Origin of the sequence: Caldimonas thermodepolymerans (genome assembly GCF_015476235.1) — a bacterium.
Lineage (GTDB): Bacteria > Pseudomonadota > Gammaproteobacteria > Burkholderiales > Burkholderiaceae_C > Caldimonas > Caldimonas thermodepolymerans.
This window is the reverse complement of the sequence record NZ_CP064338.1, coordinates 2,298,164-2,323,215: the sequence shown is the minus strand read 5'-3', so window position 1 is coordinate 2,323,215 and position 25,052 is coordinate 2,298,164. Positions and strand designations below refer to the sequence as shown.

Sequence of the window (25,052 nt, the reverse complement as noted above, 5' to 3'; positions counted from 1 at the left end):
GCGTCGATGGAAGCGTTGCTGCCCCATTTCGAAAGGGAGCTGGCGTTCCTGCGTGGCCACGCCAAGGAATTCGCGCAGCGTTATCCCAAGATCGCCGCGCGGCTGATGATGGCCGGCGACGTGTCGGAGGATCCGCACGTCGAGCGGTTGATTGAATCGTTCGCCCTGTTGGCGGCCCGGGTGCACAAGCGGCTCGATGACGACTTTCCGCTGTTCACAGAGGCGCTGCTGGAGGTGCTGTACCCGCACTACCTGCGTCCGTTTCCGTCCTGCTCGATCGCGCAGTTTGTCCTCGGCGAGGGGGCCGCGCAGATGACCGGGCCGCACCGCATCGAGCGACACACGATGCTGGTGTCGCGGGCTGTGCGCGGCGTGGCGTGTCGCTTCCGTACCAGCTGCGCGGTGGAGCTGTGGCCGCTGCGCCTGACCGAGGCTGCTTTCCGGATGGCGGTGGCGGCTCCGGAAGGCACACGTGTGCCGCCGCGGGCCACGTCCATGCTGTCGCTGTGCCTGGAGCTGCTGTCGCCGCAGATGGAGTTCGACGCCCTGGCGAACCGGTCGCTGCGCCTGTACCTGGACGGAGAGTCCTCGCAGGTCGGCGTGCTGCGCGAGGTGCTGTGCGCACAGGTGGTGGGCATGCTGGTGCAGACCGCGCCGAGCGGGCCGTGGCAGGGGCCGTGCGACCGGCCGGTCGCCCTGGCTGGGTTCGGGGACGAGGAGGCCCTGGTCGAGCAGGACACCCGTTCGCAGCCCGCCTATGGGCTGCTCGCGGAGTACTTCGCGTTTCCGGAGAAGTTCAACTTCATCGACCTGCCGTTGCCCGATGCCGGGAGCCTGGCTGGCGCCGGACGCAGCCTGAGCCTGCACCTGCTGCTGGCCGGCCTGCGAGCCGATTCGGACGAAGTCCGGCTGCTGGAAACCATCACCGCGCAGAACTTCCAGCTGGGCTGCGCGCCGGTGGTCAACCTGTTCGAGCAGAACGCCGATCCGATCCGGGTGACCCATGCCAGCACCAGCTACCCGCTGGTGGTCGACAGTCGGCGCGCCCACGCCTATGAAGTCTCGTCGGTACGCAAGCTCTACCGGGTCCGCCAGACCCCGCAGGGCGAGACGGTGGAAGAGTTCCGTCCGTTCTTCTCGCTGCGCCATGACGACCTCGCACGAGACGACGCTACGGAGGCCGGCGGGCGTTATTGGTACCTGCAGCGCGATCCGCTGGTGGCTGAACACAGTCCGGGGTACGAGACGGCGCTGTCCATCGTCGATGTGGATTTCGACCCGGCGGCGCCGCAGACCGACACGCTGTCGGTGCAGGTAATGGCCACCAACCGGGACCTGCCGACCCTGCTGTCCATCGGCAACCGGGGCGGCGACTTGTTCATCGAGGGCGGTACGCTGGCGCACGAGATCCGCATGCTGCGCAAGCCGACACCGACCTGCCGGTTCCCGCGCGGACGCGGGCTGTTGTGGCGCCTGGTCTCGCACCTGTCGCTCAACCACCTCTCGCTGACGGCCGGTGGCGTGGAGGCACTCAAGGAGATGTTGCGCCTGTACGACCTGCGGCAAAGCGCCGTGAACCAGCGCCAGATCGACGGCATCGTCGCCGTCGAGTACCGCCCCGCCACGGCCTGGCTGCCCGGCCAGCCGTTCGCGACCGTGGTGCGTGGCACCGAGGTGCGCCTGAGCGTGGACGAGGCGTACTACGTCGGCAGCGGGCTGCGCCTGTTCGCCGAGGTGCTGGATCGCTTCTTCGGCCTGTATGTCCACGCCAACAGCTTCACGCAGCTGACCCTGGTGTCCGCGCGCAACCAGGAGGAACTGTTCAGATGTCCACCCCGCAACGGCGACCGGCGACTGGTGTGATCGCGCAGCTGCTGGCGGCGCCACACCGTTTCGGCTTCTTCCAGGCCGTGCGGTTGCTGGAACGGTGGCTCGTGCACGGAACGGAACAGGGCCCGTCGCAGGGGCTGGAGCGGCGCCTGCGGTTTCGCAACTCGTTGTCGCTGGGCTTTCCCGCCAGCGAGATCGAAGCGTTGCGCGTGCGGCGCCGGCAGGAGGGGACCGCCGATGCGGTCGAACCCGGTGACGTCGAGTGCATCGAGGTCACGCCGGCGTTCATGGGACTGCTGGGCAGCCACGGCACCTTGCCGCTGTACTACACGGAGACCCTGGCGCGGCGCGAGGCATTCCGGAAGGACCTGGCTGCGCGTGCCTTCCTGGACATCTTCCAGCAGCGGGCCGTCAGCCTGTTCTACCAAGCGTGGAAGAAGCATCGCCTGGCACTGCAGTACGAGGCCGACCGGGACAACCGCTTCCTGCCGGTCGTGCTGGCCCTGGCCGGCCTCGGCCAAGCCGCGCTGCGCCACCGGCTGCGTGGGGGCGACGGCGGGGTGCACGACGAGTCGCTCGCCTGTTTCGCGGGCATGCTGCAGCAGCGTACGGTGCCGCCGGGGGCGCTGCGGCAGCTCTTGTGCGAGTACTTCGGCGTGCCGGTCGAGATCGAGCCGTTCGTCGGTCACTGGTATCCGCTGCCGGAGACTGCGGCCACCCGGTTGGGGATGCGCCACGGCGTGCTGGGGCTGGACGCGGTGATGGGCCCGCGGGTCTGGCAGCGCGACCTGCGCCTGCGGGTGGTGCTGGGGCCGCTCGACGGCCGGACGTTCCAGCGCTTCCTGCCCCGGGGCTCCGGGGCGCAGGCCCTGGAAAAGCTGCTCACCCTGCTGACCGGCGTGACGCTGGAGTACGAGATCCGCCTGCGCCTGCGCAAGGAGGATGCGCTCGGGGTCACGCTGGGCGGCACCGATCCCGGGCCGGCCAGGCCCGTCGCGCACCGCCTGGGTTGGAACACCTTCCTGAGAACCTGCCCGGAAACCCGCGACCGCGACGACGCGGTCTACGAGATCCATGCCACGAGTTGACCGGCCCGGTACGCGGCGCCGGCCATCCCGCATGCCGTCACCTTCCACATGTCCCACACTCTGAAGACGCTGATCTCCAAGCTGAATCCGACCACCCGACGCGCGGCCGAGCGTGCAGCCAGCCTGTGCATGTCACGCGGGCACTACGAGGTGGATGTGGAACACCTGTTCCTGGCCCTGCTCGAGGACCCCCGGTCGGACCTCGTCGTGCTATGCCGGCGCTTCGACGTGCCGTCGGTGCAGCTCCAGCAGGAGCTCGAACAGGCGCTGCGCGAGTTCCGCGGCGGCAACACCCGTACCCCGGTGTTCTCGCCCCACTTGCCGGTGCTGTTCGAGCAGGGCTGGCTGATCGCGTCGCTCGAGTCCGATGCGGCTCGGGTGCGCAGCGCTCACCTGTTGCTGGCGCTGCTGACCGAGCCGCGCCTGAGCCAGCTGGCCTTGCGCAGTTCACCGCTGTTCTCGAAGTTCCTGCCGGACGACCTCAGGCACCGGCTTGATGCGCTCACACAGGGGTCCGAGGAGGCGGTCGAGGCATCGTTGCCGGCAGCCGTTGACGGCGGTGGCACCAGCGGGCCAGGTACCACCCTCGTCGAGGCGACCGGCCGCACGCCGGCCCTGGACCAGTTCACCTCCAGCCTGACCCGGCTGGCACGCGAGGGACGGATCGACCCCGTGGTCGGGCGGGAAGCCGAGATCCGCCAGGTGATCGACATCCTGTTGCGCCGGCGCCAGAACAACCCCATCCTGACCGGCGAACCCGGGGTCGGCAAGACGGCGGTCGTCGAGGGCCTCGCGTTGCGCGTCGCGCAGGACGACGTGCCGTCGCCTTTGCGCGGTGTCGATGTGCGCGTGCTGGACATGGGCCTGCTGCAGGCCGGGGCGTCGGTGAAGGGCGAGTTCGAGAACCGACTGAAGCAAGTGATCGACGAGGTCCGGCGCAGCCCGCAGCCGATCATCCTGTTCATCGACGAGGCGCACACGATGATCGGCGCCGGTGGACCGGCCGGGCAGGGCGATGCCGCCAACCTGCTCAAGCCGGCGCTCGCCCGCGGCGAACTGCGGACCATCGCCGCGACCACCTGGAGCGAGTACAAGAAGTACTTCGAGAAGGACGCTGCGCTCGCCCGGCGCTTCCAGGTCGTCAAGGTCGACGAGCCCGACGAACCGACGGCGATCGCGATGCTGCGCGCGATGGCCGCCCGCATGGAGCAGTACTTCCAGGTGCGCATCCTCGAGGACGCGGTGACGGCGGCGGTGCGCCTGTCGGCGCGTTACCTCAGCGGGCGCCAGCTGCCCGACAAGGCGATCAGCGTGCTGGACACGGCCTGCGCGAAGGTGGCGCTCGGGCAGCGTGCGACGCCGGCCGTGATCGAGGACGCACGCCGGCGGCTCGAGCGCATCGACCTGGAGGTCCGGGCGCAGGAGCGCGATGCGGCAATCGGCCGCGGCGATGTCGTCCGCCTGGCGCAGTTGCGCAGCGAGCGCGAGGCGGTGGCGTCCCGTCTGGCGCAGGACGAGGCACGCTGGCAGCAGGAGCGCGCGCAGGTGGAGGACATCCTGCGCATGCGCGCCGAACTCGAGCGTGCCGGCGCTCCTTCGTCTTCCGAGGGCGGGAAGGGCAGGCGCCGGAATGCGGTGCATCCGGCGGTCCTGCTGCCGCTGCAGCAGAAGCTCGACGAGCTGGCCGCCCTGCAGGGCGAGGCCCCGCTGGTGCCGCTGCAGGTGGATGCGCATGCCGTGGCAGACATCGTCGCCTCCTGGACCGGCATCCCGCTGGGCAAGATGGTCAAGGACGAGATCCGGGCCGTGCTGCACCTGCAGGAGATGCTGCAGGCGCGGGTGGTCGGCCAGCCCCACGCGTTGCAGGCGGTGGCGCAGCGGGTGCGCACCGCGCGGGCTCAGCTGCAGGATCCGCACCAGCCCAAGGCGGTGTTCCTGTTCATCGGCCCGAGCGGCGTGGGCAAGACCGAAACCGCGCTGGCGCTGGCCGAGGCGCTGTACGGTGGCGAGCGCAACCTCGTCACCATCAACATGAGCGAATACCAGGAGGCGCACTCGGTGGCGGGATTGAAGGGGGCGCCGCCGGGCTACGTCGGCTACGGCGAGGGGGGCGTGCTGACCGAGGCGGTGCGTCGCAAACCGTACAGCGTCGTGTTGCTCGACGAGGTCGAGAAGGCGCATCCGGACGTGCTGGAGCTGTTCTTCCAGGTGTTCGACAAGGGCGTGATGGACGACGCAGAAGGGCGCGAGATCGACTTCCGCAACACGGTGATCATCCTGACGTCCAACGTCGGTTCGGCGACCATCATGCAGGCCTGCCTGAACAAGCCTGCCGAGGAACGTCCGGATCCCGAGGCGCTGATCGAGCTGCTCAAGCCCCAGTTGTACAAGGCTTTCAAGCCGGCCTTCCTCGGGCGCCTCGAGGTGGTGCCGTACTACCCGCTCGCCGACGAGGCGCTGGAGCGCATCATCCGGCTCAAGCTCGACCGCATCGGGCGACGCGTCGCCGAGTATCACAAGGCGCGCTTCGACTACGACGAGGCGGTGGTCGAAGCGGTGCTGGCGCGCTGCACCGAGGTCGACAGTGGCGCCCGCAACGTCGACCACATCCTCAACGGCACGCTGCTGCCGGAGCTGGCCGAGAAGGTGCTCGCCCGCATGGCGGACGGCGTCGGCCTGCGACGCGTCCGGGTCACCACCGGCGAGGACGGGCGGTTCGCCTGCCGGGTGAGCTAGCCGGTGGCACGGGGAGCATGCCGCTTCCGGGCGACCCGGGACGAGGCGTGCCGCTAAACTCAGCGGCTGCTGCACGCCCGGGTGGTGAAATGGTAGACACAGCGGACTTAAAATCCGCGGCCTTGAACAAAGGCGTGCCGGTTCGAGTCCGGCCCTGGGCACCATGCAACGCAGGTGCCGCGCAGCGCCTCATCCTCTCCCGAAGCATGATGATCCGGCACCGGACCGACGGCCGGTCGCCGAGGAGAATCTCATGGCCTGGTTTCCGCAAAGCGCACTGAACGAGGGGGTGCGCAAGCGCGAGGTCTTTGCCTGGGCGATGTACGACTTCGCCAACTCCGGCTACACCACGGTGGTCCTCACGGCGGTGTTCAACGCGTACTTCGTCGGCGTGGTGGCCGGCAATGCGCAGTGGGCGACGCTGGCGTGGACGGCCTCGCTCGCGGCCTCCTGCGCACTGGTGATGCTCACCATGCCCACGCTCGGCGCCTATGCGGACCTGCGGGCGCTCAAGAAGCGCTTGCTGGCGTTCACGACCGCCGGCTGCGTGCTGAGCACCCTGGCGCTGGCGTTCGTCGGCAGCGGGGACGTCGCGCTCGCCGTGGTCGCGATCATCTTCTCCAACACCTGCTACGCCTACGGGGAGTCGCTGATCGCGGCCTTCCTGCCCGAGCTGGCGCGCCACGAGGCGCTCGGACGCGTGTCGGGCTGGGGGTGGAGCTTCGGCTACTTCGGTGGCATGCTGTCGCTGGGGCTGAGCCTCGGCTACGTGCTGTGGGCGCAAGCGCAGGGGCTGTCGGCGCAGCAGTTCGTGCCGGTCACGATGATCATCACGGCGGCCGTCTACGGGTTGGCCTCGCTGGTCACGTTCGCCTGGTTGAAGGAGCGTGCGCGTCCGCACCCCGGGGCGCTGGCCGACAACGGGTTGCGCGCCTCGCTGCAACGGCTGCGCGAGACCTGGCGGCATGCGCGCCGCTATCGCGACTTCGTGTGGCTGCTGGCGTGCACCGCGTGCTACCAGGCGGGCATTGCCGTGGTGATCGCGCTGGCGGCGGTGTATGCCGAGCAGGTGCTGGGCTTCCAGCAGGCGCAGACGATGGCCCTGGTGTTCCTGGTCAACATCGCCTCGGCGCTGGGGGCGTTCGGCTTCGGTTACCTGCAGGACCGTCTCGGGCACAAGCCGTCGCTGGGCCTCACGCTGGCCGGATGGATCGTGATGGTGGCGCTCGCCTACCTCGCGACGGGCCCGGGGCTGTTCTGGATGGCGGCGGTGGTGGCCGGGCTGTGCATGGGCGCGAGCCAGTCGGCCGGGCGCGCGCTGACCGGCGTGTTCGCGCCGCCGCGGCACCTGGCGGAGTTCTACGGCCTGTGGACCTTCGCGGTGCGCCTGGCGGCCATCGTCGGCCCGGTGACCTATGGCCTGGTGACCTGGTGGACGGCCGGCGACCATCGGCTGGCCATCCTGTCGACCGGGCTGTTCTTCGTCGCGGGGCTGCTGTTGCTGCGGCCGGTCGACGTGCAGCGCGGGCGGGCCGCCGCCGTGGCCGAATGAGGCTCAGGCCCAGGCCTGCACCTGTACCGGGAAATCGAGCCAGCGCGCGGTGATGCGCGCGAGATGATCGACCGCGCCGCTGGTGTGGGCCTCGACGTGGCGGGGCCGTGCGGCAGGCTCCGGGACGGCCGGCAGCGAGTCGAGCATCTTCTGCGCCTGGGTCACCGTGTGGCGGGCCACCGCCTGCGCGGTATCGACCAGCTGCACCTGCGGCCCCATCGCGCGCTGGATCGCCGCGGCCACGAAGGGATAGTGGGTGCAGCCGAGCACGACCGTGTCGACGTCGTGCGCGCGCAACGGGGCGCAATAGCGTTCGACGAGGGCGAGCACCTCGGGCGCCTCGGGGTTGCCGCTTTCGATGGCGTGCGCGAGCCCGGGGCAGGGTTGCAGGTGGAAGGCGGCCCGTTCGCGCAGGCGTGCGAGCAGGGCCTGGAACTTGGCGCTGGCGAGCGTGCCTTCGGTGGCCAGCACGCCGATGCGGCGGTTACGCGTGAGGGCCACGGCCGGCTTGAGACCAGGCTCGACCCCGACGATGGGCGTGTCCGGGTAGGCGTCACGCAGGACCTGCGCGGCCGCGGCCGTGGCGGTGTTGCATGCGACGACCAGCACGCGGGCGCCGCGCTGGAGCAGGAAGCGCGCGATGTGCGTCGAGCGTTCGATCACGTAGCCGGTGCTACGCTCGCCGTACGGGGCATGGCCCGAGTCGGCGACGTAGACCAGGTGCGCCAGCGGCAGCTGGCGTTGCAGCTCGCGCAGCACCGACAGTCCCCCCACGCCCGAGTCGAACACGCCCACCGTGACCGGCGGGATCGGGGCAGGGGCGGACATGGGGCAGGGGGCAGGCAGGAACAGGCGCGGCAGTCTAGCAAAACGGCGGGCCTGCGCTTTGCCGCAATGTTTCCGGTCCAGCGGCGACTCAGGGCAAACCCGCAGGTCTGGTCCGGTTGCCGGCCCGGCGTTGCCGGTAGAATCTCGCCAAAAAAAAGAACGAACGTTCGTTTTTGAATCGTGCGACGATCGGGCGCAGTCGCCTGGGCGTCAGATGTCGATCTGCACCGCAACATAGAATCGGGAATTAACGTTTACGTCAATCAAAGGAGAACGTCGCATGAAGGCACTGGTCCCGGTCAAGCGCGTCGTCGACTACAACGTGAAGGTACGCGTGAAGTACGACGGCACGGGAGTTGACATCGCCAACGTCAAGATGAGCATGAACCCCTTCGACGAGATTGCCGTCGAAGAGGCGGTGCGCCTGAAGGAGAAGGGCGTGCTGAGCGAGGTGGTGGCCGTCTCGTGCGGTGTCACCCAGTGCCAGGAGACGCTGCGCACGGCGATGGCCATCGGCGCGGACCGCAGCGTGCTGGTCGAGACCGGCGAGGAGCTGCAACCGCTGGCCGTGGCCAAGCTGCTCAAGGCCCTGTTCGAGAAGGAGAAGCCCGACCTGGTGATCCTCGGCAAGCAGGCCATCGACGACGACTGCAACCAGACCGGCCAGATGCTTGCCGCGCTGCTGGACCTGCCGCAGGCCACCTTCGCCTCGAAGGTCGAGGTCGCCGACGGTTACGCCACCGTCACCCGCGAGGTCGACGGCGGCCTGGAAACCGTCAAGCTCAAGCTGCCCGCCGTCATCACCACCGACCTGCGCCTGAACGAGCCGCGCTACGTGACGCTGCCCAACATCATGAAGGCCAAGAAGAAGCAGCTCGACGTGGTCAAGCCCGAGGAACTGGGCGTGGACGTGGCCCCCCGCATCAAGACCCTGAAGGTCAGCGAGCCGCCCAAGCGCAGCGCCGGTGTCAAGGTGGCCGATGTGGCGACCCTGGTCGACAAGCTGAAGAACGAAGCCAAGGTGATCTGAAGGAGTTGACGAGATGACTGCACTGGTGATTGCTGAACACGACAACAACTCCCTCAAGGGCGCCACGCTCAACACCGTCACCGCGGCTGCGCAGTGCGGCGGCGAAGTGCACGTGCTGGTGGCCGGCAGCAACGCGGCCGAGGCCGCGAAGCAGGCCGCGCAGATCGCCGGAGTGACCAAGGTGCTGCACGCCGACGCGCCGCACCTGGGCGACGGCCTGGCCGAGAACCTGGCAGCGCAGGTGCTGGCCGTGGCCGCTGGCTACAGCCACATCCTGTTCCCGGCCACCGCCTCGGGCAAGAACGTGGCCCCGCGCGTGGCCGCCAAGCTCGACGTGGCGCAGGTCTCCGACATCACCAAGGTCGAGAGCCCCGACACCTTCGAGCGCCCGATCTACGCCGGCAACGCGATCGCGACCGTGCAGAGCACCGACGCGGTCAAGGTCATCACCGTGCGCACCACGGGCTTCGACGCCGCGCCGGCCACCGGGGGTTCGGCGGCCGTCGAGAGCGTGCCCGCGGTGGCCGATGCCGGCATCTCCAGCTTCGTCGGCCGTGAAGTGACCAAGAGCGACCGCCCCGAGCTGACGGCGGCCAAGATCATCGTCTCGGGTGGTCGTGCGCTGGGTTCGGCCGAGAAGTTCAACGAGCTGCTCACGCCGCTGGCCGACAAGCTCGGCGCTGCGCTGGGGGCCAGCCGCGCCGCGGTGGACGCCGGCTACGCGCCGAACGACTGGCAGGTCGGCCAGACCGGCAAGATCGTCGCGCCGCAGCTGTACATCGCCTGCGGCATCTCCGGGGCGATCCAGCACCTGGCGGGCATGAAGGATTCCAAGGTGATCGTGGCGATCAACAAGGATCCCGAAGCGCCGATCTTCAGCGTGGCCGACTATGGCCTCGAGGCCGACATCTTCACCGCCGTGCCGGAGCTGGTGAAGCTGCTCTGAGCGAGGCTTTGCTGCCATGACGACGAACCCGTTTGCCCGTCCCTGGTCGGGCAGCGGGTTTTTTTCCGCCCCGATCGCATCGATTCTGCAGTTCACGATAGAGGAGACGTCACCGTGAGTTATCAAGCGCCCGTCAAGGACATGCTTTTTTGCATGAAGGAACTGGCCGGCCTGGAGGAAGTCGCGAAGATTCCCGGATTCGAGGACGCCGGGGTGGAAACGGCGCAGGCCGTGCTGGACGAGTGCGCTCGCTTCAACCAGGAAGTCCTCGCCCCGCTGAACTGGGAAGGCGACCGCAACCCCGGCAGCTGGAACGACGGCCGGGTGACGACCGCGCCCGGCTTCAAGGAAGCCTTCAAGCAGTTCGCCGAAGCCGGCTGGCAAGGTTTGCAGCATCCGACCGAGTTCGGCGGCCAGGGGCTGCCCAAGACCATCGGTGCGGCCTGCGGCGAGATCCTCAACAGCGCGAACCTGAGCTTCGCGCTGTGCCCGCTGCTGACCGACGGGGCGGTGGAAGCGCTGCTGACCGCGGGCTCGCCCGAGCAGAAGCAGCTCTACATCCCGAAGATGCTGTCGGGCCAGTGGACCGGCACGATGAACCTGACCGAGCCGCAGGCCGGTTCCGACCTCGCGCTGGTGCGCACCCGCGCCGTGCCGCAGGGCGACGGCACCTACCGCATCAGCGGCCAGAAGATCTTCATCACCTACGGCGAGCACGACATGGCGGAGAACATCATCCACCTCGTGCTCGCGCGCACGCCCGATGCTCCCGAGGGCGTCAAGGGCATCTCGCTGTTCATCGTGCCCAAGTTCCTCGTCGACGCCGACGGGTCGCTGGGCAAGCGCAACGACGTCTATTGCGCGTCGATCGAGCACAAGCTGGGCATCAAGGCCAGCCCGACCGCGGTGCTGGTCTACGGCGACGACAAGGGAGAAGTCGGCCCGGGCGCGATCGGCTACCTCGTGGGCCAGGAGAACCGCGGCCTCGAGTACATGTTCATCATGATGAACGCGGCGCGCTTCGCGGTCGGCGTGCAGGGCATCGCGGTGGCCGAGCGCGCCTACCAGAAGGCCGTGCAGTACGCGAAGGAGCGCATCCAGTCGCGCCCGGTGGACGGCTCGCTGCCGGCGGCTGCGCCCATCATCCACCACCCGGACGTGCGCCGCATGCTGATGACGATGCGCGCGCTGACCGAAGGCTGCCGCGCGATGGCGCTGGTGGCCGCGGCCGCCTACGACGCCGCGCACCATCATCCGGACGAACAGGTGCGCAAGCAGAACCAGGCCTTCTACGAGTTCATGGTGCCGCTGGTCAAGGGCTACAGCACCGAGATGAGCCTGGAGGTGACCAGCCTGGGCGTGCAGGTGCACGGTGGCATGGGCTTCATCGAGGAGACCGGCGCGGCGCAGTACTACCGTGATGCGCGCATCCTGCCGATCTACGAAGGCACGACCGCGATCCAGGCCAACGACCTGGTGGGCCGCAAGACCGCGCGCGACGGCGGCCAGGTGGCCAAGGCGATCGCCGCGCGCATCGCCGAGACCGAAGCGCAGCTGGCGCGTCGCGACAGCGCTGCGGCGCGCGCGATGCACCAGCGGCTGCAGGCCGCGCGCGAGGCCTTCGTGCAGGTGGTGGACTTCGTGGCCGGGTCGATCAAGACCGCCCCGAACGCGGTGTTCGCCGGCAGCGTGCCCTACCTGATGCTGGCGGGCAACCTGGTGGCCGGCTGGCAGATGGCGCGCGCGCTGATGGTCGCCGAGGACAAGGCGGCCGCCGGCGAGGACGTCGCCTACATGCAGGCCAAGGTCGCGACCGCGCGCTTCTATGCCGAGCACGTGCTGTCGCGGGTGCCGGGCATCCGCGACAGCATCCTGGCCGGCCACGAAAGCGTCACCGCGCTCGCGCCCGAAGCGTTCTGAAGCTGGGTCCGCCGGTCCTGTCGCAAGGGTGACAGGGCCGGAGCCCGATGGTCCCGAAAGATTCGACCGGTGCGCCGTGCACGCACCGCATCCAGGAGACTGCCGTGCCTTTGCCTTCCGTCCTGCAGAACCTGCCGTTGCCCATCATCGGCTCGCCGCTGTTCATCATCAGCAACCCCAAGCTCGTGATCGAGCAGTGCAAGGCCGGGGTCGTCGGCTCCATGCCGGCGCTCAACGCCCGCCCGGCGTCGCAGCTCGACGAATGGCTGGCGGAGATCACCGAGACGCTGGCCGCGTACAACCGTGACCATCCCGAGCAGCCGGCGGCACCGTTCGCGATCAACCAGATCGTGCACAAGTCCAACGACCGGCTCGAGCACGACCTGGAGCTGTGCGTGAAGTACAAGGTGCCGATCATCATCACCTCGCTCGGCGCGCGCACCGACGTCAATGACGCGGTGCACGGCTACGGCGGCGTGGTGCTGCACGACGTGATCAACAACACCTTCGCGCGCAAGGCGATCGAGAAGGGTGCCGACGGCCTGATCGCGGTGGCGGCGGGCGCGGGCGGCCATGCCGGCACGACCAGCCCGTTCGCCCTGGTGCAGGAGATCCGCGAATGGTTCGACGGACCGCTGGCGCTGTCCGGCGCGATCGCCACGGGCCGTGCGGTGCTCGCCGCGCAGGCGATGGGCGCCGACTTCGCCTACGTCGGCTCGGCCTTCATCGCGACCGAGGAAGCGCGTGCGGTGCAGGGGTACAAGCAGATGATCGTCGAGAGCACCAGCCAGGACATCGTCTACTCCAACCTGTTCACCGGCGTGCACGGCAACTACCTGCGTGGCTCGATCATCAACGCCGGGCTGGACCCGGACAACCTGCCGCAAAGCGACCCCAGCAAGATGAACTTCGCGGGCGATGCCGCGAAGAAGGCCTGGAAGGACATCTGGGGCTGCGGGCAGGGCATCGGTGCGGTCAAGGACATCGTGCCCGCGCGCGTGCTGGTCGAGCGCCTGCGCCGCGAGTACCTGGAGGCCAAGCAGCGCCTGTGCGCGTGAGGGTCCGCTGAAGCGCGTTGCTGCCCGGTGACTGCCAGGGGCCGTCCGCCGTAAGGGGACGGCCCCTGGTGTTTGAGGGGCAGGTTCAGCGCCGGGGAGCGGCGCGCCAGGGCATCTTCATGTAGACATTGCCCTGCTCGAGTTCGGCCAGCATCTGCTCGAGCCGCTTGAGCTGGGTTTCCTCGCTGACCGCACGCGTGATCCAGCCCAGGTAGTCGTTGCGCTGGTAGGGCGGACGGGCTTCATAGGCTGCCATCAGGCCGCGCCTCTCGAGGGCCTGGCGCACGAAGCCAGGCATGGGATGCAGGGGGCGTTTGAGTCGGTTCATTGCGTCGTTCGGGGCAGTGGCCGATCCCGGTGCAAGCAGGTGGCAGCGCGGTGGCAAGGCCTCGCCGGCCTCGGGGTGACTGGCGGGGTGCGAGTCATGGCGCATATACTGTACATAAATACAGTATTGCCGTCATGGCCGATCACCTTCCCCAGCCATCCTCGATCAAGGGGCGCGGCACCGCGGTGCGTATCGCCCACCGCTTCGAGCGCGACGCGCGCGAGGGGTTCGACGACGGCTGGGGCACGCTGGACCAGGTCGCCGGTGAGGAAACGCTGGCCCCGTCCACGACGGTGATCGAGGAGCGGGCGCGCTTGGTCATCGCCACCAACGATTCGCCCGACATCCCCTTCGGGCAATCGCTCAACCCCTATCGCGGATGCGAGCACGGCTGCATCTATTGCTACGCGCGTCCCACGCACAGCTACCTGGACCTCTCGCCCGGGCTGGACTTCGAGACGAAGATCATCGCAAAGGTAAACGTGGTCGAGCGACTGGAAGAAGAGCTAGGTCGGCCGCGCTACCGACCGTCGGTGATCCACATCGGCGGCGCCACCGATGCCTACCAGCCCGTCGAGCGGCGCCTGTGCCTGACGCGCGGGGTGCTGGACGTCCTGGGGCGCTGCCGGCATGCGTACACCATCGTCACCAAGTCCTCGGGGATCGAACGCGACCTGGACCTCATCGGCCCGGCCGCCCAGGCCGGGCGCGTCTGGGTGTCGATCAGCATCACGACACTGGACGGTGCGCTCGCGCGCATCCTGGACCCACGGGCGGTCGCGCCGCACCGGCGCCTGCGCACCGTCACTGCGCTGGCCCGGGCCGGCGTGCCGGTGGGCGTGAACGTCGCACCCGTCATCCCCTTCATCAACGAGCCGGAGATCGAGCAGATCGTGGAGGCCGCGGCGCAGGCCGGGGCGCACTCCATCCATTACACGGTGCTGCGGCTGCCCTGGGAGGTGAGCCCCCTGTTCCGGCAGTGGCTGCAGCAGCATTTCCCCGACCGGGCCGAGCGGGTGATGGCGCGCGTGCGCGAGATGCGCGGCGGGCAGGACTATCGCGCCGAGTTCGGCACGCGCATGAAGGGCGAGGGGATCTGGGCGCAGCTGATCGCCCAGCGCATCGAGAAGGCAGTGCGCCGTGCCGGACTCACCCGGCACGTGCCGCCGCTGGACGAATCGGCCTTCGTGCCGCCGCAGCAGGTGCGCCAGGGCAGCCTGTTCTGAGTCCCGCGGAAAAGCAAGGCGGCCACCGAGGTGGCCGCTCGACCGGATGCTGGCGCGCAGGAGCGCGCCTTACTTGAACAGGTCCTTGACGCGGTCGGTCCAGCTCTTGGCGTTGGGCGAGTGGCGGTCGCCGCCCTTGCGCAGCGACTCGTCCAGCTCCTTCAGCAGCTTGCGCTGGTGCTCGGTGAGCTTGACCGGCGTCTCGACCGCGATGTGGCAGTACAGGTCGCCGGGGTAGGTGGAGCGCACGCCCTTGATGCCCTTGCCGCGCAGCCGGAAGGTCTTGCCGTGCTGCGTGCCTTCGGGCAGCTCGATCTCTGCCTTGCCGCCCAGCGTGGGCACCTCGATCGTGCCCCCGAGCGCGGCCGTGGTGATGCTGATCGGCACCGTGCAGTGCAGGTCGTCGCCGTCGCGCTCGAAGATGTCGTGCTTCTTCAGGCGGATCTCGATGTAGAGGTCGCCCGGCGGGCCGCCGTTGGTGCCCGGTTCGCCATTGCCGGCAGAGCGGATGCGCATGCCCTCGTCGATGCCGGCGGGGATGCGCACTTCCAGCGTCTTCGTGCGCTTGATGCGGCCCTGGCCGCCGCAGGTGGGGCAGGGCTCGGGGATGATCTTGCCCATGCCGTGGCAGTGCGGGCAGGTCTGCTGGATGCTGAAGAAGCCCTGGCGCAGGTGCACCGTGCCGCTGCCCGCGCAGGTCGGGCAGGTCTTGGGGCTGGTGCCGGGCTTGGCGCCGCTGCCGTGGCAGGTGTCGCATTCCTCCCAGCTGGGGATGCGGATCGTGGCGTCCTTGCCGGCGGCCGCTTCCTCCAGCGTGATCTCCATCGCGTAAGAGAGGTCGCTGCCGCGGTAGACCTGCGGGCCGGAACGCCGGCCCCCGGCCGAGCCGAAGATGTCCCCGAAGATGTCGCCGAAGGCCTCGGCGAAGCCGCCGAACCCTTCCGGGCCGCCGCGGAAGCCGCCGGCACCCATGTTCGGGTCCACGCCCGCGTGACCGTACTGGTCGTAGGCGGCCCGCTTCTTGGGGTCGGAGAGCATCTCGTAGGCCTCTTTGACCTCCTTGAACTTCTCTTCCGCCTCCTTGGCCTTCTCACCCTGGTTGCGGTCAGGGTGGTACTTCATGGCCAGCTTGCGGTAGGCCTTCTTGATTTCGTCCTCCGACGCGTTCTTCGCCACGCCCAGGACTTCGTAATAGTCACGCTTTGCCATGATGGGTCAAGTTTGCCGTGCAAACGCAAAGCCCCCGTGTGCAGCCAGCTGCCCACGGGGGTACTTCTTCAGCGCCCCCACGGCCGGGCGCTGCCCGGCACGTGCCCGGAGAGGATCCAGGAAGGCCCGGGGCCGTCCTGGCAGGACCAAAGGGCTGTCGGGCCGGATTACTTCTTGTCCTTCACTTCGGTGAACTCGGCGTCGACCACATTGTCGTCGGCCGGCTTGGACGAGGCCTCGGCACCTGCCGCCGCGCCGCCGGCCGCGGCCTGCGCATCGGCGTACATCTTCTCGCCGAGCTTCTGGCTGGCCGCCACCAGGGCTTCGGTCTTGGCGTCGATCGTGGCCTTGTCGTTGCCCTTCAGCGCTTCCTCGACCTCCTTGATGGCCGACTCGATCTTCTCCTTCTCGCCGGCATCCAGCTTGTCGCCGTATTCGTTCAGCGACTTGCGCACGCTGTGCACCAGCGCATCGGCCTGGTTCTTGGCCTGCACCAGCTCCAGCTTCTTCTTGTCCTCGGCCGCGTTCAGCTCCGCGTCCTTCACCATGCGCTGGATTTCCTCCTCGGACAGACCCGAGTTGGCCTTGATGGTGATCTTGTTCTCCTTGCCGGTGCCCTTGTCACGGGCCGAGACATGCAGGATGCCGTTGGCGTCGATGTCGAAGGTCACCTCGATCTGCGGCACGCCGCGCGGGGCCGGCGGGATGCCCTCCAGGTTGAACTCGCCCAGCAGCTTGTTGCCCGAGGCCATCTCGCGCTCGCCCTGGTAGACCTTGATCGTCACCGCCGGCTGGTTGTCCTCGGCGGTCGAGAAGGTCTGCGTGAACTTGGTCGGGATCGTGGTGTTCTTCTGGATCATCTTGGTCATCACGCCGCCCAGGGTCTCGATGCCCAGCGACAGCGGGGTGACGTCCAGCAGCAGCACGTCCTTGCGCTCGCCGGCCAGCACCTGGCCCTGGATCGCGGCACCGATGGCCACGGCCTCATCCGGGTTGACGTCCTTGCGCGGATCCTTGCCGAAGAACTCCTTGACCTTCTCCTGCACCTTGGGCATGCGGGTCATGCCGCCGACCAGGATCACGTCATCGATGTCGCTGACCTTGATGCCGGCGTCCTTGATCGCGGTGCGGCACGGCTCGATGGTGCGCTCGATCAGCTCCTCGACCAGGGCTTCCAGCTTGGCGCGGGTCAGCTTGATGTTCAGGTGCTTGGGACCGGACGCGTCGGCCGTGATGTACGGCAGGTTGATCTCGGTCTGCTGCGTCGACGACAGCTCGATCTTGGCCTTCTCGGCGGCTTCCTTCAGGCGTTGCAGGGCCAGCACGTCCTTGGACAGGTCGACGCCCTGTTCCTTCTTGAACTCGCCGATGATGTAGTCGATGATGCGCTGGTCGAAGTCCTCGCCACCCAGGAAGGTGTCGCCGTTGGTGGACAGCACTTCGAACTGCTTCTCGCCGTCGACGTCGGCGATCTCGATGATCGAGATGTCGAACGTGCCGCCGCCCAGGTCGTACACCGCCACCTTGCGGTCACGCTTGTCGGTCTTGTCCAGGCCGAAGGCCAGCGCGGCCGCGGTCGGCTCGTTGATGATGCGCTTGACTTCCAGGCCCGCGATGCGACCGGCGTCCTTGGTGGCCTGGCGCTGGCTGTCGTTGAAGTAGGCGGGCACCGTGATGACGGCCTCGGTGACCGGCTCGCCCAGGTAGTCCTCGGCGGTCTTCTTCATCTTGCGCAGCACTTCGGCGCTGATCTGCGGTGGTGCCAGCTTCTTGCCGCGCACCTCGACCCAGGCGTCGCCGTTGTCGGCCGCGACGATCTGGTAGGGCATCAGGTCGATGTCCTTCTGCACCTCCGGCTCGCTGAACTTGCGGCCGATCAGGCGCTTGACGGCGTACAGGGTGTTCTTCGGGTTGGTGACGGCCTGGCGCTTGGCCGAGGCGCCGACGAGGATCTCGCCGTCTTCCTGGTAGGCAATGATCGAGGGTGTCGTACGGGCGCCTTCACTGTTCTCGATCACCTTGGTGGTATTGCCTTCCATGATGGCCACGCACGAGTTGGTGGTGCCCAGGTCGATACCAATGATCTTTGCCATGTTCGTTGACTCCTGAAATCAGAAATTCGGTTGTCGTCTAGTTGTGGATGACTGCAGTCGTTTCAAGCAGATCCGGAGGCCGAAATGCGTTCGCGCAACCCCGATATGGCCTGCTGGAACTGGGGTAATCCGGGCCAGCTGGTGATGCGGCCGAGCTTGCGGTCGCGGTGGAAGAAATAGAAGGTCGGCACCCCGTGCAGGCTGAACCGGCGACCGAGTTCGGTGTCCTGGTACACGTTGGCGTGCAGCCAATGGATGTCCTGGGCTTTCAGCGCGGCCTCCTGCAGCAGCGCGGCCTTTTTGAACTGGTCACAGTTGAAACAGTCGTCGCCCCAGAAATAGACCCCCACGAGCGCGTCGCCGGCAGCAGCCAGGGCGGCGTCGAAATCCGCGCTCGACACCGGCTGCATGCCGAATCGCCCGAAGAAGTCTTCCAAGTTGGGCCTCGCGTGCGCAAATGCCTTACTTGGCGGCGGCGACCGTGACCAGCGCCGGGCGCAGCACGCGATCGGCGATCAGGTAGCCCTTCTGCAGCAGCGCGACGATGGTGTTGGGCTCCTGCTCGGCGGGCACCACGCTGATGGCCTGGTGCTGGTGCGGATCGAACTTCGCGCCCGCGGCCGGGCTGATCTCGACCACCTTGTTGCGCTCCAGCGCCTGGGTGAGCTGGCGCAGCGTGACGTGCACGCCTTCGCGCATCTGTTCGGTCGTGGCGGTTTCTATGGCGAGCGCCGCTTCCAGGCTGTCCTTGACCGGCAGCAGGCTTTCCGCGAAGGACTCGACCGCGAATTTGCGCACCTTGGCCATTTCCTCCTCGGCGCGGCGACGGGTGTTCTCGACCTCGGCCTTGGCGCGCAGGTACGCGTCGGACATTTCGGCGAGCTTGGCTTCCAGCTCGGCCACGCGCTGCTCGAGGCCGGCTTGCTGGGGCTCCTGCTGGGTCTGAGCCTGGGCCTCGCCCTGGCCGTCGCGGGCCGACGCCTCGGCGCCGTTCGGCTCAAGTGGTTGATTTGATTGAGTATTCTGAGCTTCAGTCATGACTCGCAGTCCCGTCAAAACGCTGGAAATGGGGGCGGCGGGGCCGGTTTCAAGCCCCGCACGGCAAGAAAAGTTCCGGCAGCTGGCGCCGGGACGATCCGTCGATTGTGCCTGCGCCGCCCGGCGCGGCGGGCAGGGCGGGTCAACGCTTGCCGCCGAGGTCGTCGACGCTGGCGCTCCAGCGCTGCCACTCGGCCAGCTGGCGGCGGTCGCGCTTGGTCGGGCGACCGTGCTCGATGGCCTGGGAGGGGTCGGCCAGGTAGCGGCGGTTGCGGGCGTATTCCTCCCGCGCGGCGATGCTTTCCGGGGTTTCCTCGTACAGCTGTTGCGCCACCGGCGCCGGGCCGCGCACCTCGCTCAGCCCGCGCACGACGACCGTGCGCGCCACCTGGCCCTGCTTGAGCCGGATCCGGTCGCCCAGGCGGACCTCGCGCGAGCGCTTGGCCGCCTGGTCATTGACCTGCACCCGGCCCTTGTCGATTTCCTCCATCGCCAGGCTGCGCGTCTTGTAGAAGCGCGCCGCCCACAACCATTTGTCGAGTCGGACACCATCCATCCCGCTATTGTGGGGGCGGCGCCGTCCGGGCCGGGCCCGCGCCCCTGCCGCCCGCGTCACATCAGGGGGCGGGGGGCGCTCGCCCGGGTCGGCCAGCCGGCCAGGTGCTGCTCGGCGATGGCGGCCAGCGCCGCGATCCATTCGTGCAGGTCGTTGAGGCAGGGGATGTGGTGGAACGCCTGGCCACCCGCGCCGAGGAAGGCCTGGCGCACCTCCATGCCGATTTCCTCCAGCGTCTCGATGCAGTCGGACACGAAGCCGGGGCAGATCACGTCGACGCGCCGCACGCCGGCGCGCGCCAGGCCGACGACGGTCGGCTCGGTATAGGGCTGCAGCCAGGTGGCGCGGCCGAAGCGGCTCTGGAAGGTCACGACGTATTGCGAGTCGTCCAGTCCCAGGCGCGCGGCAACGGCGCGCGCGGTCGCGTGGCACTGGTCGTGGTAGGGGTCGCCCAGCTCGCGGGTGCGCTGCGGCACGCCATGGAAGCTCAGCACCAGCCGGTCGGGTCGCCCGTGGGTCATCCAGTACTGGCTGATGCGCCGCACGAGCGCGTCGATGTAGCCGGGGTGGTCGTGGTACTGGTTGACGAAGCGGAACTCGGGCAGGCGGCGCACGCCGCGGCCCCAGGCTTGCACCGCGTCCAGCACGCTGGCCGTGGTGGTGCACGAGTATTGCGGGTACAGCGGCAGCACGAGGACGCGCGTGGCACCGCGGGCCTTGAGCGCATCCAGACGCGTGGCGATCGAAGGCTGTCCATAGCGCATCGCATACTCGACCGCGACGCGGTGGCCGCGCTCGCCGAGGTAGCCGCGCAGCAGCGTGGCCTGCTTCTCGGTCCACACCTTCAGCGGCGAGCCGTCCGGGGTCCAGATGCTGGCGTACTTGGCGGCCGATTTCGCCGGGCGGGTGCGCAGGATGATGCCGTGCAGGACGGGCTTCCAGGCCAGCGGCGGGATCTCGACGACGCGCGGGTCGCCGAGGAACTCCGCCAGGTAGCGGCGCAGCGCCGGTGCGGTCGGCGCATCGGGCGTGCCGAGGTTGCACAGCAGCACGGCGGTGCCCTCGGGCGTGCCGTCGGCCAGGGCGGGTTCGGGGCGGAAGCTCATGGCGGCGGATTATTCCCGAGCGGGACCCGGGCGGCAGCCGGGCTCAGCTCACCCTCACCGGGCGGGGGGCGACCTGGTTGACTTCGGCGATGACCTTGCGCACCTCGATGGGCTTGGTCCAGTAGCCCAGGAAGCCGGCGTCCAGCGCGCGCTGGATGTCTTCGGGCATCGCGTCGGCCGAGCACATGAAGGCCGGCACGTCGCGCAGGCCATGCACCTCGCGCAGCTCGCGCAGCACCTCGAAGCCGGACATGCCGGGCAGGTGGGCGTCGAGCACCAGGATGTCGGGCCGCCAGTCGCGCACGATCTCGAAGGCCTGCGGGCCGTCCTCGGCAATCATCAGGTCGATGTGCCCGGACAGCTTCATCGCCTCCTCGAACAGCAGGGCGTTGATCGGGTTGTCCTCGACATAGAGCATGCGCAGCGGCGCGAGGTCGACCTCGGGGTCGGGGGCGGGCGCGGCGGATGCCTCGTGCGGCAGCGCGGCCGGCGCCTGCTCGGCCAGGCGCACCATCAGCGTCACGCAGGTGCCCTTGCCGGGCTCGCTGCTGACCTCGATGCTGCCCTTCATCTCGTCGATCAGCCGCTTGGCGATGATCAGGCCGAGGCCGGTGCCCTCGATCGGGGAGGTTTCGCGGCCCAGCCGCTCGAACGGCTGGAACAGGCGCGCCAGCTGGTCCGGGCGCAGGCCTTCGCCGGTGTCCTCGATCAGCACGTCGATCGCGTCGCCCTGGCGGTCGCCCAGGGTCAGGCGCACGACGCCGTCCGGGCGGTTGTACTTGATCGCGTTGGAGATGATGTTGATCAGCACCTGGCGCAGCCGCTGGGCGTCGGCCCGCACGAGCACGTCCTCGTCGATGCGGTTGTCGAAGCTGACGGCCGAGGCGTGCGCCAGCGGCGCCAGCAGCTCCAGGGCCTGTTCGATGGTGCGCCGCAGCGAGATGGTCTCGATGTTGATGGTCAGCTGGCCGGTCTCGACGCGCTGCAGGTCGAGCACGTCGTTGATCAGCGCCAGCAGGTGCTGGCCGGCCTGCAGCATGTGGTCGGCATAGTGGCGCACCTGCGAGGCCGAGGGCTGCGCATTGGTCGCGCTGAGCTTGAGCAGCTGCGAGAAGCCGATCATCGCGTTGAGTGGCGTGCGCATCTCGTGGCTCATGCGCGAGAGGAACTCGGTCTTGGAGCGGCTGGCCAGCTCGGCGGCCTGCTTGTCGCGCAGCGCCTTCTCGGCCTCCTTGAGCCGGGTGATGTCCGAATAGGTCCCGACGATGCGCAGCGCGCGGCCCTGTTCGTTGCGCTGCACCACGCGGCCGCGCTCGAACACCCACAGCCAGCGGCCCGAGCGGTGGCGCAGGCGGTGCTCGGAGTGGTAGACCGGCACCACGTCCTTCAGGTGCAGCTCGAGCTTCTCCAGCACGCGCGGCAGGTCCTCCGGGTGCACGCGCGACGACCATTCCTCGGGTGAGTCGGTCAGCTCGTGCTCCTGGTAGCCGAGCAGCTCCTTCCAGCGGCGCGAGTAGTAGACGCGGTCGGCCACCGCGTCCCAGTCCCACACGCCGTCGCCGCTGCCCTCGATGGCGAACTTCCAGCGCTGCTCGCTCATCGACAGCGCCTGCTCGGCGATGCGCTGCTGGGTGATGTCGCGGAAGGTGACCACCGCCGACAGCGGCTTGTCGTGCGGCGCCATGCGCAGCGGCTGGGCGCTCACGCCCAGCCAGCGGATCTGCCCGTCGCGCCGGCGCAGGCCGTAGACGCGTTCGGTGACCGGCTCGCCGCTGGCCAGCGCACGCGCCACCGGGTGCTCGGCCGGCGGCAGCGGCTGCAGCGACTCGGTCAGCAGCTCCAGGCCCGGGGCCATCACCAGCTCCTCCATCGTCGCGTCGAGGATGCGGCAGGCCGCAGGATTGACCGCGACGACGTAGCTGCCGCTGGTGACGACCATCAGGCCGTCGCTGATCGACAGCGCCACCGAGCGGTACAGCTCCTCGCTCACGCGCAGACGCTCGGCGGCGATGCTGCGCTCGGTGATGTCGGTCTGCACGCCGATGAAGTGCGTCACCCGGCCGTGGCTGTCGTGCACCGGGGCGATGTGCAGCTCGTTGATGAAGCGCGAGCCGTCCTTGCGGTAGTTGTGCAGCACGACCGTGGTCGAGCGCCCGTGCCGCAGCGCCTCGCGCACCTGGCCGAGCGCGGGCTGGTCGGTCTCCGGGCCTTGCAGGAAGCGGCAGTTGCGGCCCAGCACCTCGTCGCGGCCGTAGCCGGTCAGGCGCTCGAAGGCCGGGTTCACGTAGACCACCGGGTGATCCGGCGCCAGCACGTCCACCACGGTGATCGGCAGCGAGGCCTCGCCCTCGATGGCGCGGTGCATGATCTGCAGCTCGCGCTCCATCGTGCGCAGCTCGGTCAGGTCGCGCACGATCAGCAGCACCTGGGTGCCCGACATCGGCATGAAGCGGCCCTCGAAGGTGCGCGTGGTCGGGTCGCCCATCGGCTGGAGCTCGTACTCCACCCGCTGCAGGGTGCCGGTGGCCAGGGCGCGCTGCAGGGCGTTCTTGTGCTGCACCGCGACAGCCGGGGGCAGCACTTCCTCCAGGCTGGCGCCGCGCATCTGCTCGAACGGCATGTGCAGCAGGTGCTGCGCGGCGGTGCCGCACTGCACGTAGCGGCCCTCGGCATCCAGCACGAACCACAGGTCGGGCAGCGACTGCAGCACCGCCGCGGTGCGGGCCTCGGACTCGCGCAGCTGCGCCTCGCGCAGCGCCTGGGCCTCGCGCGCCTGGCGCTGGGCTTCGATCTCGGCGGTGACCACGCGGGTGGCGCCGCGGTAGCCGCGGAACCTGCCGGCCGAATCGAACACCGGCACCCCGTTGACCGCCACGGTGACGAGGCCGCCCGGGGTCCTCATGTCGGCGATCAGGTTGAAGAAGGGCTCGCGCTGCTCGCGCGCGGCGAGGTAGCGGTCGTAGGAGCGCGCGTGCTCGGGGTCGTCGCGGCGCAGCAGGATCTCGTGCGGCAGCTTGCCGAGCTTGTCCTCGATGCGCAGGCCGGTGTGGGTCTCCATCGAGGCCGAGGCCCAGGTGAAGCGGCCCTGGGCATCGGTCTCCCACAGCCAGTCCGAACCGGCCCGGCTGGCCGTGCGCACGCGTGCTTCCTGCAGGCGCCAGCGTTGTTCCTTCAGGCGCGCCTTCAGCAGCTCGCAGACCAGGCGGCCGACGTCGTGCAGCGCCGCCAGCTCCGCCTCGCCGAAGTGGCGCGGCTGCACGTCCAGCACGGCGAGCGCGCCGATGCGCTGGTCTTCCACGGTCAGCGGCAGGCCGGCGTAGGCGCGCACGTAGGGCGCGCCGGTCACGGTGCGCACGCCGGCAAAGCGCGGGTCGGCCGTCAGGTCGTCGACGAGGAAGGGGACGTCGCCGGCGATGGTCCAGGTGCAGCAGGTCTGGTCGCGCGACAGTTCGTCCAGCTCGGCGCCGTGGATTGCCTTGAACCAGACCCGCCCGGCATCGACCAGGCTGAGCGTCGCGATCGGTACCCGGGCCATCCGCGCCAGCAGCCGCACCGCGGCGTCGAAGCATTCCTCGCGCGAGGAGTCGAGCAGGCGCAGTTCGCGCAGGACGCGCAGGCGCCCGGATTCTTCGTCGTCGGGAGGAACGGCTGGAGTCATGCGCTGCGTCTCGGACGTCGGATTGGCCCGCCGCACTATAGGCCATGCCGGGCCGCCGCTGCGCCCGGATTCGCGCGGATCGGCAAAATGTTGCCCGTGTGGCACGGGCCGGGCGCCCGCGCCGCTTCCCCTTCGCCAAGGATCCGAATTGAAACCCCTGCTTGCCCTGACGCTGGACCTGGACGACACCCTCTGGCCGATCTGGCCGGCGATCGCCCGGGCCGAGGCCGTGCTGCACGCCTGGCTCACCGAGCACGCCCCGGCCACCGCCGCGCGTCACGATCCCGCGTCGCTGCGCCAGCTGCGCAACGAGGTGGCCGAGCGCCACCCGGAGTGGGCGCACGACCTGTCGACCATCCGCCTCAAGAGCCTGGAGCTGGCGCTGGCCCGGTGCGGCGACGATCCGGCTTTGGCCGGGCCGGCGTTCGAGGTGTTCTTCGCCGAACGGCAGCGGGTCGAGCTGTTCGACGACGTGGTCCCGGCGCTGGAGCGGCTGGCCGCGCGCTTCCGGCTGGTGGCGCTGAGCAACGGCAATGCCGACCTGCAGGCCGTGGGCCTGGCGCGCTGGTTCAGCGGGGCAGTGTCGGCGCGGGGCTTCGGCGTCGGCAAGCCCGATGCGCGCATCTTCCGCGAGGCCTGCCGCGTGGCGGACGCGGCGCCGCAGCAGGTGCTGCACGTGGGAGACGACCTGGCGCTGGACGTGGAGGGGGCGCTGGCGGCCGGGCTGCAGGCGGCCTGGATCGTGCGCCCGCAGATCCATCCCGAGCCGGGCGTGCCGCCGGCAGGGACGCATCACGTGGTCAAGGACCTGGCCGAGCTGGCCGACCGCATCGGCGCCTGAGGCGCCGCG

The 25,052-nt window shown here is 69.1% G+C and carries 19 protein-coding genes and 1 tRNA gene; 11 read left to right on the top strand and 9 right to left on the bottom strand.

Features of this window, described 5'->3' with window-relative positions; all coding sequences use genetic code 11:
• The first annotated feature begins 6 nt into the window (after positions 1-6).
• The 5 genes from tssF (at position 7) to IS481_RS10850 (ending at position 7,206) form a co-directional block, all read left to right on the top strand.
• On the top strand, positions 7-1,863 hold the full coding sequence (gene tssF, locus IS481_RS10870; protein WP_104356941.1) for a type VI secretion system baseplate subunit TssF: 1,857 nt from the start codon (positions 7-9) through the stop codon (positions 1,861-1,863).
• Positions 1,827-2,918: a type VI secretion system baseplate subunit TssG gene (gene tssG / locus IS481_RS10865; RefSeq protein ID WP_104356940.1), complete on the top strand. Its 1,092-nt coding sequence runs from the start codon at positions 1,827-1,829 to the stop codon at positions 2,916-2,918. The genes tssF and tssG overlap by 37 nt, the downstream gene beginning before the upstream one ends.
• Positions 2,919-2,966: 48 nt before the next feature.
• Positions 2,967-5,654, top strand: coding sequence for a type VI secretion system ATPase TssH (gene tssH, locus IS481_RS10860; RefSeq protein WP_104356939.1), 2,688 nt, complete (start codon positions 2,967-2,969; stop codon positions 5,652-5,654).
• 75 nt (positions 5,655-5,729) lie between these two features.
• Positions 5,730-5,818, top strand: a tRNA-Leu gene (locus IS481_RS10855).
• Positions 5,818-7,206, top strand: coding sequence for an MFS transporter (locus IS481_RS10850; RefSeq protein ID WP_336470039.1), 1,389 nt, complete (start codon positions 5,818-5,820; stop codon positions 7,204-7,206). The genes IS481_RS10855 and IS481_RS10850 overlap by 1 nt, the downstream gene beginning before the upstream one ends.
• A 3-nt stretch (positions 7,207-7,209) precedes the next feature.
• On the opposite strand, the gene murI is transcribed toward IS481_RS10850, so the two are convergent.
• Positions 7,210-8,034, bottom strand: a complete 825-nt coding sequence (murI, locus tag IS481_RS10845) for a glutamate racemase (protein WP_104356937.1) — start codon at positions 8,032-8,034, stop codon at positions 7,210-7,212.
• Between the two features lie 280 nt (positions 8,035-8,314).
• Between murI and IS481_RS10840 the strand changes: the two genes are divergently transcribed.
• The 4 genes from IS481_RS10840 (at position 8,315) to IS481_RS10825 (ending at position 12,988) form a co-directional block, all read left to right on the top strand.
• Entirely contained in the window at positions 8,315-9,064 is a 750-nt protein-coding gene (locus IS481_RS10840; protein WP_104356936.1) for an electron transfer flavoprotein subunit beta/FixA family protein, read from the top strand.
• A 13-nt stretch (positions 9,065-9,077) separates the two neighbouring features.
• Positions 9,078-10,010 carry an electron transfer flavoprotein subunit alpha/FixB family protein gene (locus IS481_RS10835; RefSeq protein WP_104356935.1) on the top strand — a complete coding sequence of 311 codons (933 nt, stop codon included), beginning with the start codon at positions 9,078-9,080 and terminating at the stop codon, positions 10,008-10,010.
• Between the two features lie 114 nt (positions 10,011-10,124).
• A complete protein-coding gene (locus IS481_RS10830) occupies positions 10,125-11,930 on the top strand; it encodes an acyl-CoA dehydrogenase (RefSeq protein ID WP_104356934.1) in 1,806 nt (601 codons plus the stop codon).
• 104 nt (positions 11,931-12,034) lie between these two features.
• Positions 12,035-12,988 carry an NAD(P)H-dependent flavin oxidoreductase gene (locus IS481_RS10825; RefSeq protein ID WP_232529244.1) on the top strand — a complete coding sequence of 318 codons (954 nt, stop codon included), beginning with the start codon at positions 12,035-12,037 and terminating at the stop codon, positions 12,986-12,988.
• 85 nt (positions 12,989-13,073) lie between these two features.
• On the opposite strand, the gene IS481_RS10820 is transcribed toward IS481_RS10825, so the two are convergent.
• On the bottom strand, positions 13,074-13,286 hold the full coding sequence (locus tag IS481_RS10820) for a YdeI/OmpD-associated family protein (RefSeq protein ID WP_165908685.1): 213 nt from the start codon (positions 13,284-13,286) through the stop codon (positions 13,074-13,076).
• Positions 13,287-13,450: 164 nt separating this feature from the next.
• On the opposite strand from IS481_RS10820, the gene IS481_RS10815 reads away from it, so the two are divergent.
• Entirely contained in the window at positions 13,451-14,542 is a 1,092-nt protein-coding gene (locus tag IS481_RS10815; protein WP_104356931.1) for a PA0069 family radical SAM protein, read from the top strand.
• A gap of 69 nt (positions 14,543-14,611) precedes the next feature.
• Here IS481_RS10815 and dnaJ read toward each other — a convergent pair whose 3' ends face one another.
• The 7 genes from dnaJ to IS481_RS10780 all read right to left on the bottom strand — a co-directional run bounded on the left by dnaJ (position 14,612) and on the right by IS481_RS10780 (position 24,202).
• On the bottom strand, positions 14,612-15,751 hold the full coding sequence (gene dnaJ / locus IS481_RS10810) for a molecular chaperone DnaJ (RefSeq protein WP_104356930.1): 1,140 nt from the start codon (positions 15,749-15,751) through the stop codon (positions 14,612-14,614).
• A gap of 167 nt (positions 15,752-15,918) precedes the next feature.
• Positions 15,919-17,844 (bottom strand): molecular chaperone DnaK, encoded by a 1,926-nt coding sequence (dnaK, locus tag IS481_RS10805; protein ID WP_104356929.1) that lies wholly within the window; start codon positions 17,842-17,844, stop codon positions 15,919-15,921.
• Between the two features lie 62 nt (positions 17,845-17,906).
• Entirely contained in the window at positions 17,907-18,254 is a 348-nt protein-coding gene (locus tag IS481_RS10800; protein WP_104357087.1) for a thioredoxin family protein, read from the bottom strand.
• Positions 18,255-18,306: 52 nt separating this feature from the next.
• Positions 18,307-18,882: a nucleotide exchange factor GrpE gene (grpE, locus tag IS481_RS10795; RefSeq protein ID WP_104356928.1), complete on the bottom strand. Its 576-nt coding sequence runs from the start codon at positions 18,880-18,882 to the stop codon at positions 18,307-18,309.
• Positions 18,883-19,024: 142 nt separating this feature from the next.
• Entirely contained in the window at positions 19,025-19,438 is a 414-nt protein-coding gene (locus IS481_RS10790) for an RNA-binding S4 domain-containing protein (RefSeq protein WP_104356927.1), read from the bottom strand.
• A gap of 56 nt (positions 19,439-19,494) precedes the next feature.
• Complete coding sequence (gene hemH / locus IS481_RS10785; protein ID WP_104356926.1) at positions 19,495-20,544, bottom strand: ferrochelatase; 1,050 nt, start codon at positions 20,542-20,544, stop codon at positions 19,495-19,497.
• Positions 20,545-20,587: 43 nt separating this feature from the next.
• Positions 20,588-24,202 (bottom strand): PAS domain S-box protein, encoded by a 3,615-nt coding sequence (locus tag IS481_RS10780; protein ID WP_146079524.1) that lies wholly within the window; start codon positions 24,200-24,202, stop codon positions 20,588-20,590.
• Between the two features lie 148 nt (positions 24,203-24,350).
• Here IS481_RS10780 and IS481_RS10775 point away from each other — a divergent pair, with 148 nt between their 5' ends.
• Positions 24,351-25,043, top strand: a complete 693-nt coding sequence (locus IS481_RS10775) for an HAD family hydrolase (RefSeq protein ID WP_232529240.1) — start codon at positions 24,351-24,353, stop codon at positions 25,041-25,043.
• Positions 25,044-25,052: the final 9 nt, after the last annotated feature.